Source organism: Humisphaera borealis, assembly GCF_015169395.1.
Taxonomy (GTDB): Bacteria; Planctomycetota; Phycisphaerae; order Tepidisphaerales; family Tepidisphaeraceae; genus Humisphaera; species Humisphaera borealis.
Genome location: NZ_CP063458.1, coordinates 1,617,353 through 1,639,362 on the forward strand (window position 1 = coordinate 1,617,353; position 22,010 = coordinate 1,639,362).

The 22,010-nt window shown below is 64.3% G+C and carries 18 protein-coding genes; 12 read left to right on the plus strand and 6 right to left on the minus strand.

The features are described from left to right. Nucleotide 1: 1 nt before the first annotated feature. The 8 genes from IPV69_RS06035 to IPV69_RS06070 all read left to right on the plus strand — a co-directional run bounded on the left by IPV69_RS06035 (nucleotide 2) and on the right by IPV69_RS06070 (nucleotide 7,530). Complete coding sequence (locus tag IPV69_RS06035; RefSeq protein WP_206294020.1) at nucleotides 2–559, plus strand: phage protein GemA/Gp16 family protein; 558 nt, start codon at nucleotides 2–4, stop codon at nucleotides 557–559. A 9-nt stretch (nucleotides 560–568) separates the two neighbouring features. Further along, nucleotides 569–808: a hypothetical protein gene (locus tag IPV69_RS06040; protein ID WP_206294021.1), complete on the plus strand. Its 240-nt coding sequence runs from the start codon at nucleotides 569–571 to the stop codon at nucleotides 806–808. A 216-nt stretch (nucleotides 809–1,024) separates the two neighbouring features. Then, nucleotides 1,025–1,642 (plus strand): hypothetical protein, encoded by a 618-nt coding sequence (locus tag IPV69_RS06045; RefSeq protein WP_206294022.1) that lies wholly within the window; start codon nucleotides 1,025–1,027, stop codon nucleotides 1,640–1,642. Continuing rightward, the gene (locus IPV69_RS06050) at nucleotides 1,642–2,670 is read left to right on the plus strand and encodes a phage Gp37/Gp68 family protein (protein WP_261362011.1); all 1,029 of its coding nucleotides are present in this window, start codon (nucleotides 1,642–1,644) and stop codon (nucleotides 2,668–2,670) included. Before IPV69_RS06045 ends, IPV69_RS06050 begins: the two co-directional genes overlap by 1 nt. Nucleotides 2,671–2,824: 154 nt before the next feature. Next, nucleotides 2,825–2,986 (plus strand): hypothetical protein, encoded by a 162-nt coding sequence (locus IPV69_RS06055; protein ID WP_206294024.1) that lies wholly within the window; start codon nucleotides 2,825–2,827, stop codon nucleotides 2,984–2,986. After that, the gene (locus tag IPV69_RS06060) at nucleotides 2,986–4,086 is read left to right on the plus strand and encodes a hypothetical protein (protein WP_206294025.1); all 1,101 of its coding nucleotides are present in this window, start codon (nucleotides 2,986–2,988) and stop codon (nucleotides 4,084–4,086) included. The genes IPV69_RS06055 and IPV69_RS06060 overlap by 1 nt, the downstream gene beginning before the upstream one ends. After that, on the plus strand, nucleotides 4,087–4,695 hold the full coding sequence (locus tag IPV69_RS06065; protein WP_206294026.1) for a formyltransferase family protein: 609 nt from the start codon (nucleotides 4,087–4,089) through the stop codon (nucleotides 4,693–4,695). A gap of 450 nt (nucleotides 4,696–5,145) precedes the next feature. After that, nucleotides 5,146–7,530 carry an arylsulfatase gene (locus IPV69_RS06070; RefSeq protein ID WP_206294027.1) on the plus strand — a complete coding sequence of 795 codons (2,385 nt, stop codon included), beginning with the start codon at nucleotides 5,146–5,148 and terminating at the stop codon, nucleotides 7,528–7,530. A gap of 147 nt (nucleotides 7,531–7,677) precedes the next feature. Here IPV69_RS06070 and IPV69_RS06075 read toward each other — a convergent pair whose 3' ends face one another. Beyond that, a complete protein-coding gene (locus tag IPV69_RS06075) occupies nucleotides 7,678–8,340 on the minus strand; it encodes a DUF4190 domain-containing protein (protein ID WP_206294028.1) in 663 nt (220 codons plus the stop codon). Between the two features lie 296 nt (nucleotides 8,341–8,636). Between IPV69_RS06075 and IPV69_RS06080 the strand changes: the two genes are divergently transcribed. Then, a complete protein-coding gene (locus IPV69_RS06080; protein WP_206294029.1) occupies nucleotides 8,637–11,315 on the plus strand; it encodes a hypothetical protein in 2,679 nt (892 codons plus the stop codon). Nucleotides 11,316–11,567: 252 nt separating this feature from the next. On the opposite strand, the gene IPV69_RS06085 is transcribed toward IPV69_RS06080, so the two are convergent. The 5 genes from IPV69_RS06085 to IPV69_RS06105 all read right to left on the minus strand — a co-directional run bounded on the left by IPV69_RS06085 (nucleotide 11,568) and on the right by IPV69_RS06105 (nucleotide 18,615). Then, nucleotides 11,568–12,188, minus strand: coding sequence for a GNAT family N-acetyltransferase (locus IPV69_RS06085; RefSeq protein ID WP_206294030.1), 621 nt, complete (start codon nucleotides 12,186–12,188; stop codon nucleotides 11,568–11,570). A gap of 165 nt (nucleotides 12,189–12,353) precedes the next feature. Beyond that, nucleotides 12,354–12,515, minus strand: a complete 162-nt coding sequence (locus tag IPV69_RS06090; protein WP_206294031.1) for a hypothetical protein — start codon at nucleotides 12,513–12,515, stop codon at nucleotides 12,354–12,356. A gap of 51 nt (nucleotides 12,516–12,566) precedes the next feature. Further along, the gene (locus IPV69_RS06095; protein ID WP_206294032.1) at nucleotides 12,567–13,424 is read right to left on the minus strand and encodes a hypothetical protein; all 858 of its coding nucleotides are present in this window, start codon (nucleotides 13,422–13,424) and stop codon (nucleotides 12,567–12,569) included. Between the two features lie 824 nt (nucleotides 13,425–14,248). After that, entirely contained in the window at nucleotides 14,249–17,725 is a 3,477-nt protein-coding gene (locus tag IPV69_RS06100; protein ID WP_206294033.1) for a hypothetical protein, read from the minus strand. Between the two features lie 125 nt (nucleotides 17,726–17,850). Continuing rightward, a complete protein-coding gene (locus IPV69_RS06105; protein ID WP_206294034.1) occupies nucleotides 17,851–18,615 on the minus strand; it encodes an esterase/lipase family protein in 765 nt (254 codons plus the stop codon). A 259-nt stretch (nucleotides 18,616–18,874) separates the two neighbouring features. Between IPV69_RS06105 and IPV69_RS06110 the strand changes: the two genes are divergently transcribed. Genes IPV69_RS06110 through IPV69_RS06120 form a run of 3 tightly spaced genes read left to right on the plus strand, consistent with a single transcriptional unit; the run spans nucleotide 18,875 to nucleotide 22,010 of the window. Continuing rightward, nucleotides 18,875–20,281, plus strand: a complete 1,407-nt coding sequence (locus tag IPV69_RS06110) for an ABC transporter substrate-binding protein (protein ID WP_206294035.1) — start codon at nucleotides 18,875–18,877, stop codon at nucleotides 20,279–20,281. Beyond that, nucleotides 20,278–21,210: a carbohydrate ABC transporter permease gene (locus IPV69_RS06115; protein ID WP_206294036.1), complete on the plus strand. Its 933-nt coding sequence runs from the start codon at nucleotides 20,278–20,280 to the stop codon at nucleotides 21,208–21,210. The genes IPV69_RS06110 and IPV69_RS06115 overlap by 4 nt, the downstream gene beginning before the upstream one ends. Next, on the plus strand, nucleotides 21,207–22,010 hold the full coding sequence (locus tag IPV69_RS06120; RefSeq protein WP_206294037.1) for a carbohydrate ABC transporter permease: 804 nt from the start codon (nucleotides 21,207–21,209) through the stop codon (nucleotides 22,008–22,010). Before IPV69_RS06115 ends, IPV69_RS06120 begins: the two co-directional genes overlap by 4 nt.

Sequence of the window (22,010 nt, forward strand, 5' to 3'; positions counted from 1 at the left end):
CATGCCGACCAACCCACAACTCAAGATCCTCCACATCGCCGCCCGCCAGGTGGGCCTGATCGTCGGGAATGACTCGGTCCGCTGGCGCCTGCTCCTGCGCAACGTCGGGGACGTTGATTCGAGCAAGAGCCTGGACAACGCCGGCGTCGAGGACGTCATGGCGGTGATGGAGGACATGGGCTTCATCGACATTCGCGGGGCCGGTTACTGGAGCGGCAAGGTGCGCCGCCGCAACTGCGCGTGCGGGGAGCGGATGGCTCGGAAGATCGAGCAGCTCGCCGCCGGCAGCCGGTACGCGCTGGGGGCGATGTGCCGCCGGATGAGCCGCAACCGCACGGAGTACGTCGGCGAGCTGACCCCGCGCGAGGCGTGGGAGCTGATCGAAGCCTACAAGGCGGCGAACGAACGGGACCGCGTCCAGCCGCCCCTGTTCGACGCTTCGCCCTATCGAACTTCTCGCAAGGATGCGCCCCCTGGGGCCACTCGGGAGGAAGCCGGCACGGACGCCGGCACCGGTCTTTCAGTCCAGGTCCAGGAGGACGAAGAGGTCCCTTTCTAAGGAGTCGCCATGTCCGTTGTCGCATTGCCGATCGTGAGCGCCGCCGATGCGGTGCTGAGCCTGCGCGGCTCATTCTGCCCGGGCTGCCGGGGCCGCAAGAAGCCGAAGCAGACGGTGTGCTTCGAGTGCTATTCGAAGCTGTCGCGACCCCAGCGGCAGAACCTCTACAAGCGGGTGGGCAGCGGCTATGAAGCCGCCGTCGCCAGCGCGTTGCAAACGCTGGGCGTGGAGACGCTGGAGTGCAAATGAAGGTGACGATTATCGACCTCTGGCCGATTGAGGCAGTTTGCTCGATCTGCGGGGCGAACACACTTTCTCAATGGGGGGTACCGCGGCATAACGGTGACCTCGTCTCCAACCAGTGGAAGGGGGAATGGTCAGGTTCTCCGGCCTGCGAGCCGTGCTTCAAGGCTCATGCCGCAGGCCGCCTTGTGACATGTGATCACCTTTACGCGAGGTCCACGGATGGATCAGACCACACCCACCAGTAAACTCGCCGGGGCCGTTCATGCGGAGTATCGGGGCAAGCGCCGCGAGCAGATTCTCGCGCTGCTGGCCGTCGAGCCGCTCACCCTCTGGGAGGCCGCCCGCAAGCTCGGCGTCTTCGACCACCAGATCTCCGGCGTGTTCACCGCGCTGAACGCCGACGGCTTTATCGTGCGGTCGGGCGACCGCCGGGCCAAGCCGGAGACGGGCTGCCTGGCGGACGTCTGGCGGCTGGCCAGCGCCGCCGCCGCGATCGCCGCCGGCGACCCGGCCGCCACCTCGACGGCCGACCTGCTGTCGTCGCTGGGCTATCCCCTCACGCTGTTGATCGACGGCGATTTGTACGACCGCCAGGAGCTGCTGCCGAAGGAGGGTTACCCGGGCGTGCCGTACGCGCGGCGGACCGACCAGGGCGGGCTGCGGATCAACGTGCGGGTCGAGCTGATCGCCTGCCCCCATTGCGGCCGGCCGGTCCGCCAGGTGGACGCGGCGACGAAGCGATACGCCTGCGGTCGGCCGGAGTGTTACGCATTCTCCCCCAAGCATGTCCAGGAGCCCGGCCGAGGGCCGATGCTCGCATTGATCAAGGAGCGGTGATGGGTGTCACGTCGATCGAGTGGGCTCATTACACGTTCAACCCGTGGCGCGGATGCACCAAGGTGAGCGACGGCTGCAAGTTCTGCTACGCAGACCGGCAGAGCGCCCGCAATCCGAAGGTGCTCGGCATCTGGGGGCCGAACGGTACCAGGGCGATCGGGGCCGAGGCGTACTGGAAGCTGCCGTTCAAATGGAACGAGGAGGCGAAGGCCGCGGGCGAGCGCCGGCGGGTGTTCTGCGCCAGCCTGGCTGATTTCTTCGAGGGGCCGGAGACGATGCCGGCGGAGGCGGTGGAGGACGTGCGGATCTCGCGGCTGCGGACGTTCGACATCATCGACGCCACACCCTGGCTCGATTGGCTGCTGGTCACGAAGCGCCCGGAGAACGTGCGGGAGATGTGGCCCGGTGGTTATGAAACGCCCTTCGCAAGCATGCCGCCGGTTCTTACCCGCCGCCAGAACGTCTGGCTCCTGACCAGCGTCGAGGATCAGGAGACGGCTGACAAGCGGATTCCCGAGCTGCTCAAGTGTCGCGACCTCAGCCCGGTGCTTGGGCTATCGATGGAACCGATGCTCGGCCTGGTGGACCTGACCAAGGTTGCTGCGCGGAACCGCGATGGGGTGACCTACATGATCAACGCTGTCTCGGGGCTTCACGGCGTTTCACGCGGGCCGTTCCTCGACTGGGTGATCGTGGGAGGCGAGAGCGGTGCGAACGCCCGGCCGATGCACCCGAACTGGGTCCGGCACCTGTGCAAGCAATGCCTGGTGTGCGGGGTTCCGTTCTTCTTCAAGCAGTGGGGAGAGTTCGAGCCGGTCACGCCGCTCTATCACGGTCGAGACGACTCGGCGGAGAACGGCCGCGGGAATCTTGTCCAGGTCGACACCGCTGGCAGAATCTGGGGCGACGGCGATGGTCAACCGAATGACCTGCAGACGTGGCTGATGGAACGCGTCGGCAAGAAGGCGGCCGGCCGCGTGCTTGATGGTCAGACCTGGGACGAGTTGGCCTTGGTGGTGTGGTCATGACTGACGCCGAAGCCGACGCCATTCTCCTGCAGCTCATCCGCGCGTGGCTCTGCCGCGAGCCGATCGTGCCGATCGTCGGCGACGTTGAATGAGCTTCAAACCTAGTTCGAAGGTACTGCTGGCTGCCCGCCCAAGAGCGCGGCATCATCGGGGCATGAGCGACGCACCGAAGCGGCCGCAGACGGTCAAGAAGCATCGGTTCACCTACCGTCAACAATACGGGGTGATCGCGATCTGCAAGGACGAGCGGGATCAACGCCGGACGTACAACCGCCTGCTGAAGCAAGGGCTGAAGCTCAAGGTGGTGACCGTCTGATGCGAATCGAGATCCACAACCGGTGCAGTGACTTCTCCTCCTACCGCGCTGCGCGGGTCAAATCCCTTTTCAATTGTGCCAGCGGTGCCGACTTCCAGCTGTCGGCCGAGCTGCCGATCGAGCGCGACGACTGGCAGATCGGCGTCGTCGTCGGCCCGTCTGGTACCGGCAAGACGTCCATCGGGCGGACCATCTGGCCCGACGTTCCCTTCTACTCTCCCGCCTGGCCGGAACGCCGGCCGATCGTCGAGGCGATCGACCCCAGGGGCGACTTCGACCCCGTACCCGCAGCGCTCGCCGCCGTTGGCCTGGGCACCGTCCAGGCGTGGCTTCGGCCGTTCCCGATCCTGAGCAACGGCGAGCAGTTCAGGGCCAACCTGGCCAGGGTCGTCGTCGAGCGGCCGCCACGCGTCAAGCTGGACGAGTTCACCAGCGTGGTCGATCGACAGATCGCCAGGGTGGGCGCGCTGGCGTTTTCGAAGGCGTGGCGACGGGGCCGCGGCCAGGTGCTGATCCTCACGCCGCATTACGACGTGCTGGAGTGGCTGGAGCCGTGCTGGGTGTTCGACACCGGCACGGGCCGCTACTCCGGGAGGGGGCTTCGGCGACCCCGCATCGAGCTGGAAATCCGCCAGACAGACTGGCGTTACTGGCCCCTGTTTGAGCCGCATCACTATCTGAAGCTGCCGCGCATGATCGCCGCAACCAACTACGTCGGCACGGTCGACGGGGAGCTGGTGGCGCACGTGGCCGTCTCCACTAAGGCGGGCATGAAGGAAGCCCGGGCCAGCCGCCTGGTCGTCATGCCCGAATGGCAGGGCGCGGGCGTTGGCATGCGGTTCCTGAATGCGGTCTGTGAGTTGTGGAGGAAGGGGAGCAATCGTTACGGGCTGCCGATGCCGACGCTCTTCCATACCTCGCACCCGGGCCTGGCTGCTGGCCTGCGCAGGGATGCCAAGTGGGTGCAGGTGTCGGCGGTGCTTCACGGCGATAACCGCGCGCGGTCGAAGGCTTCCCTGGTCAAGAGCGGCTTCAAGGAAGGCGCTGGCTTCGGTGGCCACTTCCGCGCGGTGCAGGGTTTCAGGTACCTGGGTGAGTGAATGAAGATCTTCGTGGCCGGCCAGCAGTACTTCGGCGCTGAGGTCCTCCGCCTCTGCCTCGCCAACAGCTTCAGGGTCGTCGGTGCCTTTGCGCCCGAACGCTCGGTGGGCGGGCAAACCGATCGACTCCGCGCCGCGGCGGCTGAGGCGGGCGTGCCCTGTTCGAGCGAGCTGGCACCAGAGGTCATCCCGCCCGGCACGGATCTGATCGTCGCCGCGCACTGCCACGCGTTCATCTCCGGTCCGGTTCGCGAGCGGTCCAGGCTCGGCGCGATCGGTTACCACCCGAGCCTGTTGCCGCTCCACCGCGGCCGTGATGCGATCGCCTGGGCGCTGAGGTTCCGTGAGCGCGTGACCGGAGGCACCGTCTATTGGATGGACGATGGCGCGGACACCGGCCCGATCGCCGCCCAGCGGCACGTGCTCATTCAGCCCGACGATTGCCCGGCTGGTCTGTGGCGGCGCGCGTTGATGCCCCTCGGCCTGCTCCTGTTTTCCGAGGTGCTCGACGAGCTGGCGGCCGGCCGGATCGTGCGCGTTCCCCAGGACGAGCGGCTGGCAACTTGGGAGCCCTCGCTGGCCGGGCACGGTCGGTTGGGGGCCGTTTAGGGCGCGCAGTTCGCGCGCAGCGCGCACTTCTCCGGTCGAGTTCGAATTTACCGTAAGTCCTTATCGAATCGGGTTCGACGGGAATTCGTAGAAGTGCGCGCCGTCTAAAGTGGAGGCCGCGGTTGGCCAGATTCGGAGGGCTGGTCTAAACTAGGCCCCCGAAACCGCATCGCTCGTAAGTGGCGTTGGAACCGCCGCTTGTACCCATTGTTACCCGGAATGACCCGTCTAGAGTCGCCTGTCCAATGACAGCGGGCACTTTCATTTCCAGTGCAATCGCGATCTGCAATGCTAATGACCTTCTGTCGGCAACGCGCACCGCGGCTGACCTTGGTCTGGCAATTCCCTTCAGCGTCCTGCAGCGCTAGGCCGCGCGGAGCGCGGTTCGTCTTGAATAACGGGCATCCATTTCGACAACCAGCAGATTCAAACACACAGGAGAACAGGCCGATGCTTCCGACCAAGCTGATCGCCTTCGCCGCAACCCTTTTGTTGGCATGCTCGTCATGCACGCAAACGCCATCGTCATCGCCCTCTTCCGAGGCGGCGAAACCCGGCGGTGGTGGACTCGATCGCACGAGCCTGCCCATCGCCGAGCCGCCGGTCGCGCCGATCACCACGCTCGATGCGCGCGACGCCAAGGCACCACCGCGGTTTGAGGTCAAGCCTCCCGCCGGTGCGCCCAACGTCGTGATCGTCCTGATTGACGACATCGGTTTCGGTCACAGCAGTGCGTTCGGCGGCCCGATCAAGATGCCCACGCTCGAAAAGCTGGCCGGCAAGGGCCTGAAGTACAACCGCTTCCATACCACCGCACTCTGCAGCCCCACGCGTGTCGCGCTGCTGACCGGCCACAATCATCATGCCAACAATGCCGGCGCCATCATGGAACTGGCGACTGGCTTCCCGGGCAACACCGGCGTGCGGCCGCGAACCATCACCACCCTCGCCGAAATCCTGCGCCAGAACGGTTACAGCACTGCGGCGTTCGGCAAGTATCACGAGACCCCGCCCTGGGAAGTCTCGGTGTCCGGTCCTTACGACCGCTGGCCCACCGGATCGGGCTTTGACAAGTTCTATGGCTTTATCGGCGGCGAGACGAACCAGTGGGCACCGGCGATCTTTGACGGCGTGACACGTGTCGAGGTGCCGACGACCCCCGGCTACCACTTCACCACCGACATGACCAACAACGCGATCAACTGGGTCAGCGCCCAGAAGTCGCTCACCCCGGACAAGCCGTTCTACATGTACTTCGCCACCGGCGCTACGCATGCCCCGCATCACGCCCCGAAGGAATGGATCGAGAGGTACAAAGGGCAGTTTGCCGGCGGGTGGGACAAGCTTCGCGAGGAAACCTTCGCCCGACAGAAGGCGTTGGGCGTCGTCCCGGCTGACACGAAGCTGACGCTTCGCCCGGCGGAAATCCCCGCATGGGACGGCATGAGCGCTCAGCAGAAGAAGCTCTTCGAGCGGCAGATGGAAACCTTCGCCGGCTTCGCCGAGCACACCGATGCCGAGGTCGGCCGGCTCGTCGAACAACTCGAGAAGACGGGCCAGCTCGACAACACGCTCTTCTTCTACATTGTCGGCGACAACGGCAGCAGCGCCGAAGGCGGACCAGAAGGCACGTACAACGAGATGATGGCGCTCAATGGCATTGTCGGCAAAGCCGAACAGATGATGGACCACATCGACACCTGGGGCGACCCGACCACGTTCCCGCACTTCGCGATCGGCTGGGCCTGGGCGGGCAACACGCCGTTCCAGTGGACCAAGCAGGTGGCCAGCCACTTCGGCGGAACCCGCAACGGCATGGTGATGCACTGGCCGAAGGGGATCAAAGCCAGCGGCGAGGTTCGCAGCCAGTTCCACCACGTCGTCGATATCGCCCCGACCGCGCTGGAAGCAGCCAAGATCCCCCAGCCCAAAATGGTCAACGGCATCAAGCAGCGCCCGATGGACGGCGTGTCGATGCTCTATTCAACCGACGCCCCCAAGGCTACCGACAAACGCACCACGCAGTACTTTGAGATGTTCGGCAACCGTGGCATCTATCATGAAGGCTGGGTGGCCTGCACGCGGCACTCGATCCCCTGGTTGATCGTGCCCCTGCCCCCGGTGAAGGACGACATCTGGGAGCTGTACAACGTCGATGAGGATTTCAGCGAGGCCAACAATCTCGCCGCGAAGTACCCCGAGAAACTCAAGGAACTCCAGGCGGTCTTCCTGAAAGAGGCCGAGCGCAATCACGTTCTGCCGATCGACGACCGGCGTTCGGAACGCTTCAATCCCGCGATCGCCGGCCGGCCCGACCTGCTCAACGGCCGCAAGACCCTGACGGTCTATCCGGGAATGGTCGGCATGATGGAAAACGCTTTCATTAACGTGAAGGGCGTCCATCACACCATCACCGCCGAGGTCGATCTGAAGGACGACAAGACCAACGGCGTGATCATCGCGCAGGCCGGTTACTTCGGCGGTTGGGTCGTCTATATGAAGGACGGCAAGCCGCACCACGAATACAACTTCTTTGCGCTGGAACGGACGAACATCGCCGGCGAGTCGGCGTTGCCCGCGGGCAAGCATACGATCAGCTACGAGTTCATCCCCGACCAGAACAAGCCGGGCACCGGCGGCAAGTCGATCCTGAGCGTTGACGGCAGGAAGGTCGCCGAAGCCAAGATCCCCAAGACGCAGCCCTTCTCGTTCTCTGCCGACGAAGGCGCGGATGTGGGAATCGACGCCGAGACGAACGTGTCAAAGGATTACAAGCCGGGCCTGCCCAGCAGCTTCACGGGCAAGATCATTAAGGTGACGGTCGAGCAGAAGTAGCGACGTGAGTCGTCATCACCCTGCGGTCCCTGCTGGAGTGCGAGGGTGCGGAGGGCGCGAAAGAGAATCGCTCGAAGCAAAACAGGCCGAGCCGGGCAATCTGCCTAGCTCGGCCTGTTCTATTTCCAAACGCACTTCGGGACGCCGTTACTTGATCTCGACGTACACGATGACCCACTTGTCGCCTTGCTTGGTCTGGCGCATCTCGAAAGACTTCGTCCCGCCGCCGACGAAGGTGATCGCGCCGGCAACGACCACTTCACTGCCGGCCGAGCCGGTGTTCGCCTGGATGCCGAAGGTGGTGATATCCTGGATCGTGCCCATCGGCTTAACGACGTCGGCGAGCTTCTGGAGGTCTTTGCTATCGATCACCTTTCCATCGACCACCGTGGCGGCGTTGGTGAGGTTCTGGCTTGCCAAGTCATTGATGAACTGCTTGGCGATGTCGCGATTGACCGCCGTGCCCTGAACCATGGCCCAGATAGCGCTTCCGAACAGGGCCCACAAGCCGACACTCAACACGCCGAGGATCAGTCCGGCGATCGACATGCCCTTACCGCTGTTGGTCACCTTTGAGCGCTTGATGCCGAGGAAGCCGAAGAGAAGCGCAAGCAGGCCGCCCAGAAGCGGCACGCAGAAACTGATGATTCCGGTCACCAGTGCGGCGATGCTCCAGCCGTTGGAAGCCTGCGGCGCCATCACCATGCCCGGCTGACCGTAGGGGGCAGGCTGGCCATAGGCGGCGGGCGGCTGGCCATAGGGTGGCTGTCCGTACGGGGGCTGGCCCTGGGGTGGGGGATAATTGGTCATGGAGCGCGTCCTTTCCTGTTGAACTTGCCTGGGCATCGTCTGAGCATCGCCCGGACGAGTGTCCGCCGACGACGCCGATCTGCCGACGCCTGATGATACGGCGGCGTCGGGCGACATAACAGTAATCTGCCGATGCCGCTCGGTCGGCTTTCTATCGGCCATCGGGCCGATTGCAATGAGCGGCAACCACAACTTGGGCAACCCGATGCCGCGTGAAGCCGGGAATGTTTCTTGCACGCGGCGGCAGGCGTCGATGAGAATGCTAAGGTGCTGTTACCCCACGCTCGAGGTGCTGCATGATGCCAATGACTTGCCGACGAACCGGACGGTTGCACGCCTCGGCGTGGTGGTACGCCTCGGCGATTGCCGCCGCGATGCCGCTTGCAGTCCTGGCGAAAGAAGTCGCGACGGTCCGGCCCGGCATTGCAACACAGCCAACCCTTGTGCCGGCCTCCGCACCGAGTGCCGCCACCATCGCCGAAGCGATCGACGCCCTGGGTGACGAAGACTTCAGGATTCGCGAAAAAGCCGTCCGCACGCTGTGGGAGTTCGGCGAAGCGGCGCGGCCGGCGCTGGTGGCAGCGGTCTCGTCCGACAATCCCGAAATCGCCCGGCGGGCGAAGAGCGTACTGGCGAGCTTCGCGTTTGGCGTCCGCCCGGACACGCCCCAGCCGGTGATCGACCTGCTGAACATGTATCGCCAGGGGGAGCCCGAACAGCGCAAAAGTGTCGCCGGCGAACTGGCCCGCCAGGGTGTCCCGGGGGCGCGGGTGCTGCTGAAGCTCTCGGAAGACGAGAAGGACCCAGTCGTCAGGCAGGTCGTCTTGAACGCGATGGGGATGACCTCCCGGCCCGCGGTCGCCCAGATGATCCACGATCGCGACTTCGTGGTCGCAGAGCGATTTCTCGCCGCCCTGGCGCCACACGTGGACTACGCCGCCCGCGACCATGCCGCGTTCCTCCTGCTGCACGGCGGGCTGGAGCAGCAGATCGCGGTGCTGCGAAAGCCGGCGGAGCCCAACCGCCCCGCCGCCATGCAGCAACTTCGCCTGGCGAGCCTGTTGCGGGCGAAGGGGGACTATGTCCCGGCGGCCGAGGCAGCGCTGGCGGCGAACGACACGTTCCTGCACGGGGCGCTCATGGCCGACGCCGGCAAATATGCCGACCTGGCCGCAATGATGCAGAAGCGCGGCATTGCCGACGACAACATCGAGGAGCTGAGCTTCATCACGGCCTTCTTCAGGCTCGCCGGCGACACGGTCGCGAGCGACCGCTGGGCCGGAAAGCTCGTCGAGTACGCGAACCAGAACGCGAGCGACCATTTCAATGCCGTCGAAGCGCTGATGCTCAACGAGCGCGCCGACCAGGCGATCGACGTTCTGGTGTCCAAGCAGAACCACCTCGCGGCCGCCGATTACCTGGCCGCCCGGCTGGAGTTCAAACGTCTCGATGAAGTGGTCACCAGGGCCCGCGAACAGGGCAGCACCGACCTGCCGAAGATCCTTTGTCGCTACGCGCAGATGCAGCATTTTCGCGGCGATTCGAAAGGAGCGGATGCCACGATGCTGGCGGTCGCCCGGGGCGAGCACGGGCCGGTGGATTTCTCGGGCTGGGTGGACCTGGCGACATTCGCGCCCGGCGCAGGGATCGACCGGGGCATGACCGACAGTTGGGTCGCTCAAGGCCTGGTCGTCGCCCGGCCGCAGGACGACGTGTCGCGGATGTTCGACCGGGTCGGCTTTGCCGACAGCGCGCGGGCGCAATCCTGGTGGCGTGTGCTTCGCGATCATCGCGCCGCCTATACGCCGAACGAAGGCCTGGCGCTGGTTCGGCGGATTGACCGCAAGGAAGTTCCGGCCGACGAAATGGCCAAACTGCTGGACAAGACGCGCGAGTTGGCGGCGACGCTGCCTGGCGGCGAACGTCACGTCCGCCTGCGGCTGGTCGCCGATACGCTTGCCGAATCGGGGAAAATTGACGAGGCGATCGAGATCGCACGGTGGATCACCACGCGTTCGGCGGCGGTGGAGCACCTTCTGAACCTGGGCGAACTCTGCGCCAAGGCCGAGAAGTGGAACGACGCCCTGGACGCGTTCGCCAAGGCACACGACGCCGACCCGTCGTCGCCGAACCCCGTGGCGCTGCAGGCCTGGGCCCTGACCCGGCTCGGCCGGTCGCAGGAAGCGGCGGCTCTGATCGAGACGGCACACCTGATGCCGCTGGGAAATGAATCAGTGCGGCATTCGCTTGCAGACGTCTTTACCCAGCACGGCATGAAGGCCGAAGGCGACCGCGAACGCCAGCTGACGGCGCGGCTCGGCGATCCGTCCAGTTGGGAAGTCTGCGACAGTGTTCGCCGGATGGCCGACGACATCTCGACCACCGACGCACTGGCCGCCGCCGCGATGTGGGACCGGGCGTTCCTCGCCAACCTGACCACGCGAACGATGTTCGTTGATCCGTCGGCAAACCTGACCATTCCGGTGCTCATTCGCCGGACCAAGGCGATCGGCAAGATCGCCAAGGGTGATTTGCCAGGTGCGCTCGCCGACGCCGAGGCGTGCTTTCGGATCATGCCCGCCGAGGCCGACGCGCAGATCGCGATCGTCCGCGAACTCGACAAGGCCGGCCACAAAGCCGAGGCCGACATCGTCTACCAGCGGGCCTTCACGTACTTCCGCGACATCCAGAAGCAGTACCCCGAGAGTGCCCCGGCGAACAACCTGGTCGCGTGGCTCTGCGGATCGGTGAAGCGCGACCTCGACTACGCGCTGGCGTGCGCCCGCAAGGGTGTCGAGCTGGAACCCCAGAGCACCGCCATCCTGGATACGCTGTCAGAAGTCTATTTCGCCAGGGGCGAGTTCGACGAAGCGATCGCGATCAACCAGCGCTGCCGCGACATGGAACCTCACCTGAGCCACCATCGTGAGAACCTGGAACGGTTCACGAAAGCGCGGGACGGGAAAAAGCCGTGAGTACAGAGGAAGGCACGTAGGCACCTGGGCTCGTAGGCACTTAGGCGAAATGATTTCGATTCGAAGCTTGCGACGGTCCATTTAGGCGTCCTCGATTTACGCCCATTCGCAACCTGGGACCGCCGAGCGCCTGTTCGGCTCTTCGACATGCCGAGCAGGCGCTCGACGGTCCCAGGGCGCCAATCACGATCGGCTGCTCCGCAGTTGCCGGCCTTCGTACCTCAATGCCGACGTGCCTTCGTGCCTCCCCACTTACACCTCAATCCGATATCGCTGCTTGTGCGTCTCGCCGCGCAGGTACAGCGGGTCACCCATCGGCACTTCGACCGTTTCGACGTATTGGCCCCCGAGGCGTTCGATCGTCCGGCGACTGGCCATGTTCTGCGGGTCGCAGGTTACCCAGATGGTCCGCAAGCCGTGCGCCTTCAACAGCGGCATCACCAGGCCGCAAGCCCGTAGTGCGTACTGCCGTCCGCGGGCCGCGGGAAATACGTGATACCCCAGATGTCCGTAATAGAGCTCCACCGCCGGCGAATGCCCGATCCGCACCGACAACCCGCCGGCGATGCGAAGCGGCGGCGGTGACGTCGGGCCGGCGGCACCATGCCGCAGCATCATCCAGAAGTGGTACGCCGGAACACGCCCCAAGGCGTCGTCCCCGCTGTATCGGCCGAGCGGCGATTCGGCGAGGAATTGCTGAATCTCATCCCGCGAGAGTCGCGCTTCACGCGGCATATGCGTAACGGTCATCGAATCGCGACAGGACGCCAGCAGATCGTCGATCCACCGCTTCTGAGGCTGAACCAGTTCCAACTCGCGGTCCACCAGCGAACCGTGATCGACGAATTGAAATCGGCGAAGGAGGAGCGGCACGCGAGGAGTCTATTCAATTCGCCGGGAATTCGAACGCCGAAAATGGCGTCTCCGGAAGACTTTGAAAGATGCCGCACAGGCCTGAAATGAAAAAGGCCGGACGGCTCCGCTAGTCGGGGCCGTCCGGCCTTGGTTCGCTTTCGAACCGCTATTGTTCCGTGGCCACTATTCCATGATGCCCGGCGGCATCAGTTCCTTCGCCTTGGTGATCATGGCCAGCAGGGCCAGCACCACGACGACAAAACCGACCGCGGCTAGGACCGTGTAGACGTTGCTGGACGGCTTGACTTCAATTCGTTCGCCGCCGCTGGTGCCGTATCGTGACATAGGTTGACTCCCGAGCTTTCCAGGTTTGCTGATCGCTGCAACGCTAAACGATTACCACTGCGTGCGGACTTCGCTGCCCGGGCCGACGAGTGTCAGGTTCGGACCTTCGAGGTGGCCGACCGCTTCGTTGGGTTCGACCGAGTCGATCACCAGGTAGCCCAGGAAGTTGCTGCGGTTGATGACCTTGAACTTCATACCCTTGGTCACGTTGTCGGCAGCACCCAGCGAGATCGTGGCGTACTCGATGCCGTTGATGTTCCGCTTGGCCTTGACGACGCCGCGGAGGTTCAGGGTCGTCTCGCGACCGCCGGCGGTGGTGGTGTCGGTGGCGGCGACGCTGCGACCGGCGAGCTTGCGGAGTTCTTCGATCTGTTCGTCGCGGGCGACGACATCTTCACGCAGCCGGCGGACGGTGGCCTTCAGGCCGTCGCCTTCTTGGGTGAGCTGGGCGACGCGGGTCTGGGTTTCGGTGTAGAGCTTCTCGACCGAGGTCAGCTTGGCGGCGGTGTCGTTGATGACCTTCTGCTGGGCATCCACCGTCTTGAGAGCACCCTGGGCGGCCAGCACGGCGGCCTGGGCTTCGGTCTCGGCCTTGGCGCGGGCGGTCTGCTCGGTCACGAGCTGTGCCTGAACGCCGGCGACTTCGCTGATCTTGGCGTCGAGCGCCGCGCGGTAGGCCATCGAACGTGCGTCGGCTTCCAGGATGCGGGCATCGCGGTCACCGCGGGAGGCGACAGCTTCCTGTTCCGCGGCCTGCGCCCGGGCAAGTGCCCGCGTCTCGCTTGCCTGCGCTTTTTTCGTCGCCTCAGTGAAGTTTTCCACCCGGTTGACGAAAACGACCATCCCCGAGGCCATCAGCAGGGAGACGACAACCAGAAGAACAACAAAAATCTTAGTCAGGACGCTCAAGGGGGCTCCTTGGACGAGGCTATTCGACCGGCGACGACGCGTTCAGTCCGGTCGGAAGATGTAAATCAAAAGTTGAAATCGATCCGGAGCGACGTAAGAAAGTACAACAGCGCGGCGTTCATTCAGGGCCGGACGAGAAGTCCGATTGACATTCGCCGGGGCTTCGTCGGCAGCGGGCTAACAGCCGCGCCGGCACGATCAAAACTCCGAACGTCGTTCGAATCACCCGGATGACCCGCGAAACGGCCCTGCCGACACAAAAGGCTTCGGCCGCTACTGCTCTGGTGCTCCCACCGTTATACCGCAACTGCTCGGGAAACCGGCACAGCAAATCGGCACGTTCGGCGCGATGGCTCGATCGTCAGAACGGCTTGCCGTCATTCGATGGAAGGATTGAACGCACCCAAGGACCGGATGGTGTCTTTTACTGTGGCCGGCCGACGGACACCCAAGTCCCGCTGCCCGACTCGCAACAGTAATCGCGACTTGCCAAGGCCACCTGACAAGGCAACCCGAAGCACGTCGCAAAACACCCAGCCATTCGCCTCAAGTGCTGATCCCTCCGCCGGTTTCAGCATCCACGCCTGCATTACTCCGTTTAATCACTCGGCGCGGTTGGTATCCTAACCCTGCATGTTCGGGTGTCAAGTTTTTCCCGGACATGGACCTGCGATCGTTTGCGACCGCGTTCCGGCGGTGGATCTGGGGGCTTTGCGAACGCCCTTCCGACGGCATAATCACGGTCACGGCGCGGTTGGAGACCATTAACACAATCCGAACAAATCAGTACTGCGTCGTGCTTTGGTTTGCCGCCCCCGAAAGCATCACTGTTCCCTGGCAAGTCGCTCGTAGTAGGCTCGAATCGCTTCCTTCCACGCGGCGGGCATCTCACCCTTCATCGCGTCCCCGATCTCTTTTCGCTCCTTGTGCTGACCTGTCGGTGTCGTGTCCTGCCGGACATGCACCTGTGCGCCGGTGATCAGGCGACTGGTCTCCAGGCGGTCCAGCAGGACATCACGTCGTCGCAGGGCGGTTTCATAGCGATTGGCGCTCAGGTCGGCCTCCACCCGTCGCATCAGTGCGATCGATTCGAGCAATCTGAAGTTGTCATACCTCCCGAGCTGGAATTGAAGATTCAGTCGCTCGGCGGCATTTCGTATCTGCGCCTGGAGGTCCGCCAACCGCTGCGCCTGCAAACCAGACTGCGGCGGAACCGGTCCTTCGAGCCCCGCCGCGCCCTGGCCGGAAATCTTTCCGCCGCCGGTCGCGCCGCCCGTCGGGTCCTTGCCCACATCCTTGACCTGGCCCTTCTGGAATGGCGTCGGATCCAGACGTGTCGGTGTTCGGCGGCCGCCTTTGCCGGTTGCGGTCTCCTCAACGAACTCCCCGTGGCTTCGACCGGTTCTGCCTTCGCCACTTCGACCGGTCATCTCGTTGTTGTTCGGCAACTGATTCCCGGTCACTCCCTTGGCCGTCATGTTACTGATCGGCCCGTCCACGGCGTCCCAGCCGGTGATGTTCGTTGAACTGTGCCAGTTAGCGTTCTGGTCTTCGATCTCGTCAAACAGGTCTTCCTCGCGCTCGAGCAACTCGCCGATCAGGTCCTCCAACTCCTTGGGAAGCTCCGCCAGCGGGACGTCGCTCTTGAACGGTGGATCCTCCTGCGTCCACTTGATTCGATCGGGCCTGTTCGACAGCCACTTCTCAATGTTCGACGTAATCTCCTTTGCCAGGTCGATCCCATTATCCTCCGCGGCGACAGCGATCTCGATCGCCTTCTGCTTGAGCGCGTCCCTGGCCATCGTGACCTCGGCGTGCACCTCCATCATCTCGCGCAATTGCGATGCGTTGGCCATGTCCTGCTCGGCGAGCTTTGACACGTTTCTGACCTTCTCTTGCATGAAGGCATCGAGCTTCTCCTGTGCCGCTGCGATTTCGGCCAGCAGTTTCTGGTCGGCATCGGTAAAGCGATCCACTGGCTTCTTGGCCAGCGATGTGGCCTGGTCGAGCAGCTTCTGCTGCTGTCGAACGTAAGACTTGAGCGCTTCGTCCAGGGCTCGCAGTTCTTCGGCCCGGCCGGCAAGATCATCGCCGCGCGGCGACGACGGCCGGGTTGCGGACGCCGGCGATTGGCCGAGACCCAAGAGAAGGCTCTCCAGCACGTCGATGATCCGGCGCTGCCGGGATTGCAGTTCGGTTGAAAGCTTGAGCCGTTCGGCGGCGATCGGCTCGCGCAGCACCATCGCCGCGATGTCAGCCGCTTCGGCAGCAGGCCCGATGACCAACATCTGCAGCGACTTCTGAACCACTCTCTGATGCGGAGGAAACTCGAACGTCTCTGCGGTTTGCCGCATCAGGTCGCGCAGCGTTGCCTGCTCCCGGGCGATGGACGTGAACGCAGCCGCGCCGCTGGTCTGCGCCGGTGCCGCGGCGAGTGTGCGCGTTTGCAGCGCCTTCTGTGCGGCCAGAAACTCCGTCAGCCGCGCTCGCAGCGCATCCGCCTGACCGGCGACGCTGGTTGTTGCGGCACGTGCAGGGTCTTGGAACGTGATTCGATACACCGCCGACCGCGTCGTCTGACGCCCGGTAACTGACGTCAGTTCGCCGGCGCCATGCGTCCGCGATAACGCGGCAACCGCCGCAGGCCCGAGGTCCCGATCATCGACGGCTTCCACCTGTACCCGAACGACCGATCCGTGCGTGCGCGCCGCGGCGGGAAGTGCCAAAACCTTCGAGAGCGCCCCGAGCTTCTGGCGATCGGCGAACGTGTAGACGGCGGCGGGAACGAGCGGTGCATTTGCGGCATCGGCGTCGCGGGAAGGCTGCCCGGCCGTCGTCGGTGGCTCGACCGAAACCATGATCCGCGCCGCCGACAACCCGTGATCGTCGCCGACTGTCGAATCAATCCGCAGTGCGGCATCCAAAGGGACGACGGCGTCCTGTCTGGGCCATCTCATGTCGACCGACGGCGGTGTATCCCTGACGGCGCTGATCAAAAGCGGCTGCGGTGGCACCTTTGCGAACGCCTGACCTGAGGCACTGGTCAACAGAACGGTGACCGGCGTATCGCGAACGAGCGTGAAAGACGCCGACAATTGCCGGCCGGATTCCGAACGCGTCATCGCCGGCGGCGGATCGGTTACAGCGTACGATGCCGTGGAGCCCGAGGCCGTCGGATTGCCTGTCAGGAGGATCGCGCCTTCGACCGGAGAATCCATTTCCGCCGACACCGCCATCGTGCTTCCTTCAGGAGCCGAGATGGGCGTCGTTCCGATCTGTGCCGGCGACATGCGGATCGTTGCCGGCGGCTGGCGAAGGTAGGCGGGAGGGGAGATGGTGAGTGCGAGGCTCTGCAGTCGCACGTCGCGGATGACATTGACGTCAAACCAGCGGCTCTGAGTGCCGGCAAGCTCGACACGATAGCGGAAAGATCGCTCGAGCCGATCGAGACGCAGCACGTAACGCCACTGCCGATCCGCCGGATCGCCGGCAACCGCTGTGGCTGAAGCCGGAAGAACCTCGACGTTTCTCGGGAGAAGAGCGTCTGACGAAGGTTCGCCAGGGGCGGCTTCGAAGAACACCTTCAAAACCGGCTGATTGAGGCCTTTCGCAAGCTCATTGCTGCCCGGAACCGCGCCGACGATAACAAACTCCATGGACCCGCCGAACGTCATCGTCGCATCGCCCGGCTGAACCGAAACGATGCGCGCCGATCCGACGGCCGGGACAAACGCCATCGGTCGTAGCAGTTGCCGCCAGCCGTGGCTCGCAGCACCGCCAAAAGCGGTCGCGGCGATCGTGGATGCAAGAATCAGCAGCAGCGTCCGCACGAGCAGCGGTCGCAGTTCGGTCAGTCGCACCGCGGCGGTCAGCGGGCGCGTCTGCGCGGTGCGAAGAATCTCCTCGAAAATCTCAGGGAGCCAGGGATTGCTGGAAAGGTCCTGCCGGTTCTTGAGCTGCAGCGCGTTAGTGAGGCCACTGTGCAAGCCGTCGATGCGAGACTCGACGAGGCGGGCCACATCCGTCGGTGCCGGACGCCGAAGAATCGGCCGGACCATGCACCACCAGGCCGCTGCGGCGAGGGCGATGATCCACGCGACGAGTGTGACAAGTGCGACCGGACCGGGGCCGACGAAATGAGCGGTGCCGACCGCCAAAGTCGTCGCAACGACGGCAAGGATCGCCAGCCACAGCAATCCGCGCAGCAGTTGATAGACGCGGAGCTTCTGCCCGACCGCATGCAGGCGTTCGGCGAGGCGCTGCGCCGCCGTCGGAAGATTGGTTAACGGGATCTGCGTCATTGGGCTCGTTTCAGGCTGATTGTAGCCGAAACCGAACCCCGATGATCTGGGTTTGCCCCCATGCTATCCCCGATTAGCCGTCGCAATGAAGGTGCAGGTTGCCCCCGCTGCCGAACCGGAGACGCTCAGTTCATCGCCGCATCGACACGGGCCATCGCCCGTTCGTAGTACGGCCGGATGTCGCCGGTGGGATTGCGCATCTCGACGATCATCTTGTGATTGATGGTGTGCCAGTGATCGGCGGCCCAGGTTCCGAGGCTCTCTCCCCAGCCGCTGGATTTGACCGAAACCAGGCCATCATTGTGGCCTTCGGCAGACTTGATGATGCGGTAGGAACCGTACGCAAACGCAGGCACGAGATGCCAGGGGCGGGCGGCCGAGACCGAATAATACTTCACCTTGTCGCTATCAATGATCTCGTCATTGAACCGGCGGCAGCTCTCGGTCGTCAGATCGCGGGCGGCCTGCATGTCCCAGCCCATGCGCTCGATCCAGCGAATCAGCGGCAACCGGCGGTCAAAGTTTCGCACGCACCAGTCGGCGAACGGCGAGCCACGGTGCGGACAGGTAATCGTCAGCAGAGCCGCAACGCGGCTCTCCATGTCGAGCTTGCGAATCATGTAGCGGGCGTCGAGGCCGCCCATCGAGTGGCCGATGATAACCACCGGATCGTCCGGACGACCGAGCTGGTCCATCTGGCTGATGATCTGCTGCTTGAGCTGCTCGGCCCGCCGGGGAATGCCGGCAGTCGGATGAACCCGGGGAACGATGATCTGCCGACCACGCTTGGCAAGCACGCGGTCGATCCCGCGGAAATAGTCGATCTGCAGCGGCCCGAACTTAAATCCGGGCATTCCGCCGAAACCGTGATGAAGGACAATCGGTAGCATCGTTAGGGCATTCTCAGGTGAACTGACTGACGGCCTCGCATGTTAGCACTCGTATCGGGACGCGCTAAGGATGATCTTCAGATTTAGCGCACGGTTCGGTGGTCGTTAAGACGTTTCCGATCCTCGCCGCCACACGGAACATACGCCATCAAGGTGACGTCCTTCCGCAAGACTATCGTCCGGACGGCTCTTGGTTCGGCAGGCCGCGGATGGCGTGCCCTTCTATTCGCCGCCCGCCCACCGCACAATCTCCGGCCTCATGGGATTTCACCTGGGCCGGCCCGTCTTCGCGATGATCGCCCTTACGCTCTGCGGCGGTGTCGCGATCTGGCTGCGCCCGGCAACGACCGCGCCCGCGGCACAGGTCTGGACCTTCGCCCAGGCCCATGCCGACGTCTATCAATCGCTCGCACCAGGCCTCGAACAGCAGCTCGGCGGCACGCTCGCCGTCCGACTCATTCCCAACAACGCCCTGAACGTAAGGCTGGTCTCACTGTTGATGGCCGACCGCAGCGGCGACGACCTTCCCGACGTCGTCGAAATCCGACAGGACGCGATCGGCCGATATCTCGGCCCGCCGGCGGGGCAGATCGGACTACTGCCGCTCAACCGGTTCCTGGAACGCGCCAACCCTGGTGGGATCGGCGTTCGACTCCAGGAAAGGCGACTGCTCCCCTACACAAAGGACGGACAGGTTTTCGGAATTCCCCGGGACGTCCACCCGGTGACGCTCAGCTACCGCGCCGACCTGTTCGCCGAAGCCGGCGTCGATCTTGAAACGCCGTCGCCGGGATTGGACCACGTCTCCTGGGCCGACTTCCAGCAGCGTTGCATGAAGTTTCAGGCCTATTGGCGGGACCGCGGCGTGCGCGATCGGTGGGCGCTGGACCTGTTTTCGGCCAATGCCGATCTGCTGGCGGCGCTGCTTCTGCAGCGAGGCGTGAACCTGATTGACTCCGACGGCCGCGCGAGGCTGACCGATCCCATCGTCGTCGATGCCCTGCTGTTCTATTGCAGTATGGTCGCCGGACCGGGGCGCATCTCCACCGACTCGGTCGCCAGCGGACGCAACGTCTGGTCGAAGGATCTTGAAGCAGGGGTGATCTGTGCCCTGGTCACGCCCGACTGGCGACTGGCGGATCTTCGTTCGGCCGCCCCCGGACTTTCCGGCAAGTGGCGGATGATCCGGCTGCCGAAGTTCTCGCCGGCCGACGCGCCAACCACCACCTGGGGCGGAACGATGATTGCCATCCCCCGCCGCTGCCGCGATCCCGAAAAATCGTGGCGCGTCATCGAGGCGCTTTACCTTTCCGACGCGGCGGCAGCGGCACAAATTCGCGCGGTGGGCATCCTGCCCGCCACTACGCTGGCCCGCGAGGCGATGTCGCTGCTGGAAAAACCCGATCCTTACTTCCGCGGGCCGCCGCCCCTTCGGTTCTACGCCGACCTGGGACCGCAGATTCCGTCGCAGGTGCTCACAGCCGATACGGCGTTTGCGACGGCGGCGCTGGGTTATGTTCTGTCGCAAACGGTCGCCGCCGTGGGCAAGGGCGCGTCGGCCGCTGATCCTGCCTTCCGGGCCACCGTGCTCGAGTGGCTCGCCGCGAGACAGACCGACGTGGAGCGGCAGATTCGCCACGGACGACTGGCGGTAACGGCCGAATGAACGCCGATACGGAATCAATCTCCCGGCAGTCGGCGGCGGCGCGGGCGAGTCTCCGCCGGTCGTGGCGTAGGCCGCTCGCACCGTATCTGTTCCTGCTTCCGTTCCTGCTGGTGTTTGCGATCTTCTTCCTGACGCCACTGCTGCAGAGCGTCGTGATGAGCGTTCGCAGCTACAGCGGCCCGCGCGAAAGCCACTTCGTCGGCACGGCTCACTACCAGTATCTGCTGCAGGACAAGCTTTTCTGGGTCGCGGTCGCCAATACCGTGAGCTACACGCTGCTGTTTCTGCTGTTCCAGGTTCCCATGTCGCTTGCGCTGGCGGTCGCACTCAACTGCGTTCATGTGCGGGTTCGAACCGCGCTGCGACTGGCGATGCTGCTGCCCTTCCTGGCCGGCAACGTGCTGGCTGCGATGTTGCTGACACTGCTTGTCGCCCCACGTCAGGGACTGATCAACCGCGCCATCGCACTGGTCTGGCCGACGGCCGAATTGAACTGGAAGTCCGATCCCTGGCTCGCCACCGCCGCGATCGTGCTCGCCGTCCTCTGGCTCACGGTCGGGTGGGGAATGATGTACCTGCTGGCGGCACTGCAATCGGTCAGCCGCGAGCTTTACCAAGCCGCCGAAGTCGACGGCGCGTCGGCCTGGCAGCGATTCCGCCACGTCACACTGCCGGGCATTCGTCCGGTGCTGGCGTATCTTGTGCTCGTTGGCACTGTGGGCGGATTGCAGCTATTTGAGCTGCCGTACCTCTTTTTCGAAGGTCTGGGCCCCAGGCTTCGCGGGCTGACCGTCATGCAGTACCTGGCGCTGTCGGGGTTCGCCCGGAGCGATCTGGGGATGGCGGCGGCTGTCGGGTGGGTGCTGGTGCTGATGATCACCCTCGCAACACTGCCGCAAATCCGCCGGATGCGCAGGGGGCTCAAGTGATCGCCAGAAACCGAAGAATCTCGTTTCTGCTCCACGCGATCCTGCTCATCGCCGCCGCCGTGATGCTGGTGCCGCTAGCGTGGATGCTCTGGGCGGCACTGACGCGGCCGGACACCACCGGCGTCACGACCGCGAACTTCACCGTCCTGCTCGAACGCCACCCTTTCGGCAACTGGCTCGTCAACAGCCTGTTCGTCTCGGCCGCACAAACCGTGCTGGTGGTCGTAACCAGTTCACTCGGCGGCTTTGCGCTGGCGAAGTATCGATTCGCCGGCCGACGACTGGTCATGGCGCTGATGCTCGCCACGTTGTTCCTGCCCTTCCAGGTGCTGCTTCCGTCGGCGTACGACCTGATGATCCGCCTGGGCTGGATCGACACCTTCGCGGCCGTCGTGGTGCCGGGGTCGGTCAGCGCATTCGGAACGTTTCTGTTCATGCAGGCATCGGATGCAATTCCGGATGAGTTGATCGCCGCGGCGCGCATTGACGGATGCTCCGAGTTCCGCGTCTGGTGGGAGGTCGCTTTGCCAATTCTCAGGCCGATGACCGGCGCGTACACCCTGCTGGCGTTCGTTGCGTCGTGGAACAGCTACCTCTGGCCGGCGACCGTGCTTTTGAACGAATCGCGATACACCCTGGCGGTCGGTCTGGCGAACCTGATCGGGCTCCCCGAGTACGAGTCGCAGTTCGGCGTGCTGATGGCCGCAACACTTCTGGGACTGTTGCCGGTCGTGGCGCTCTTTGCGTGGCTGCAAAAGGAGTTCGTCGGCGGCTTGGCGAGCGGCGCGGTGAAGGAGTAG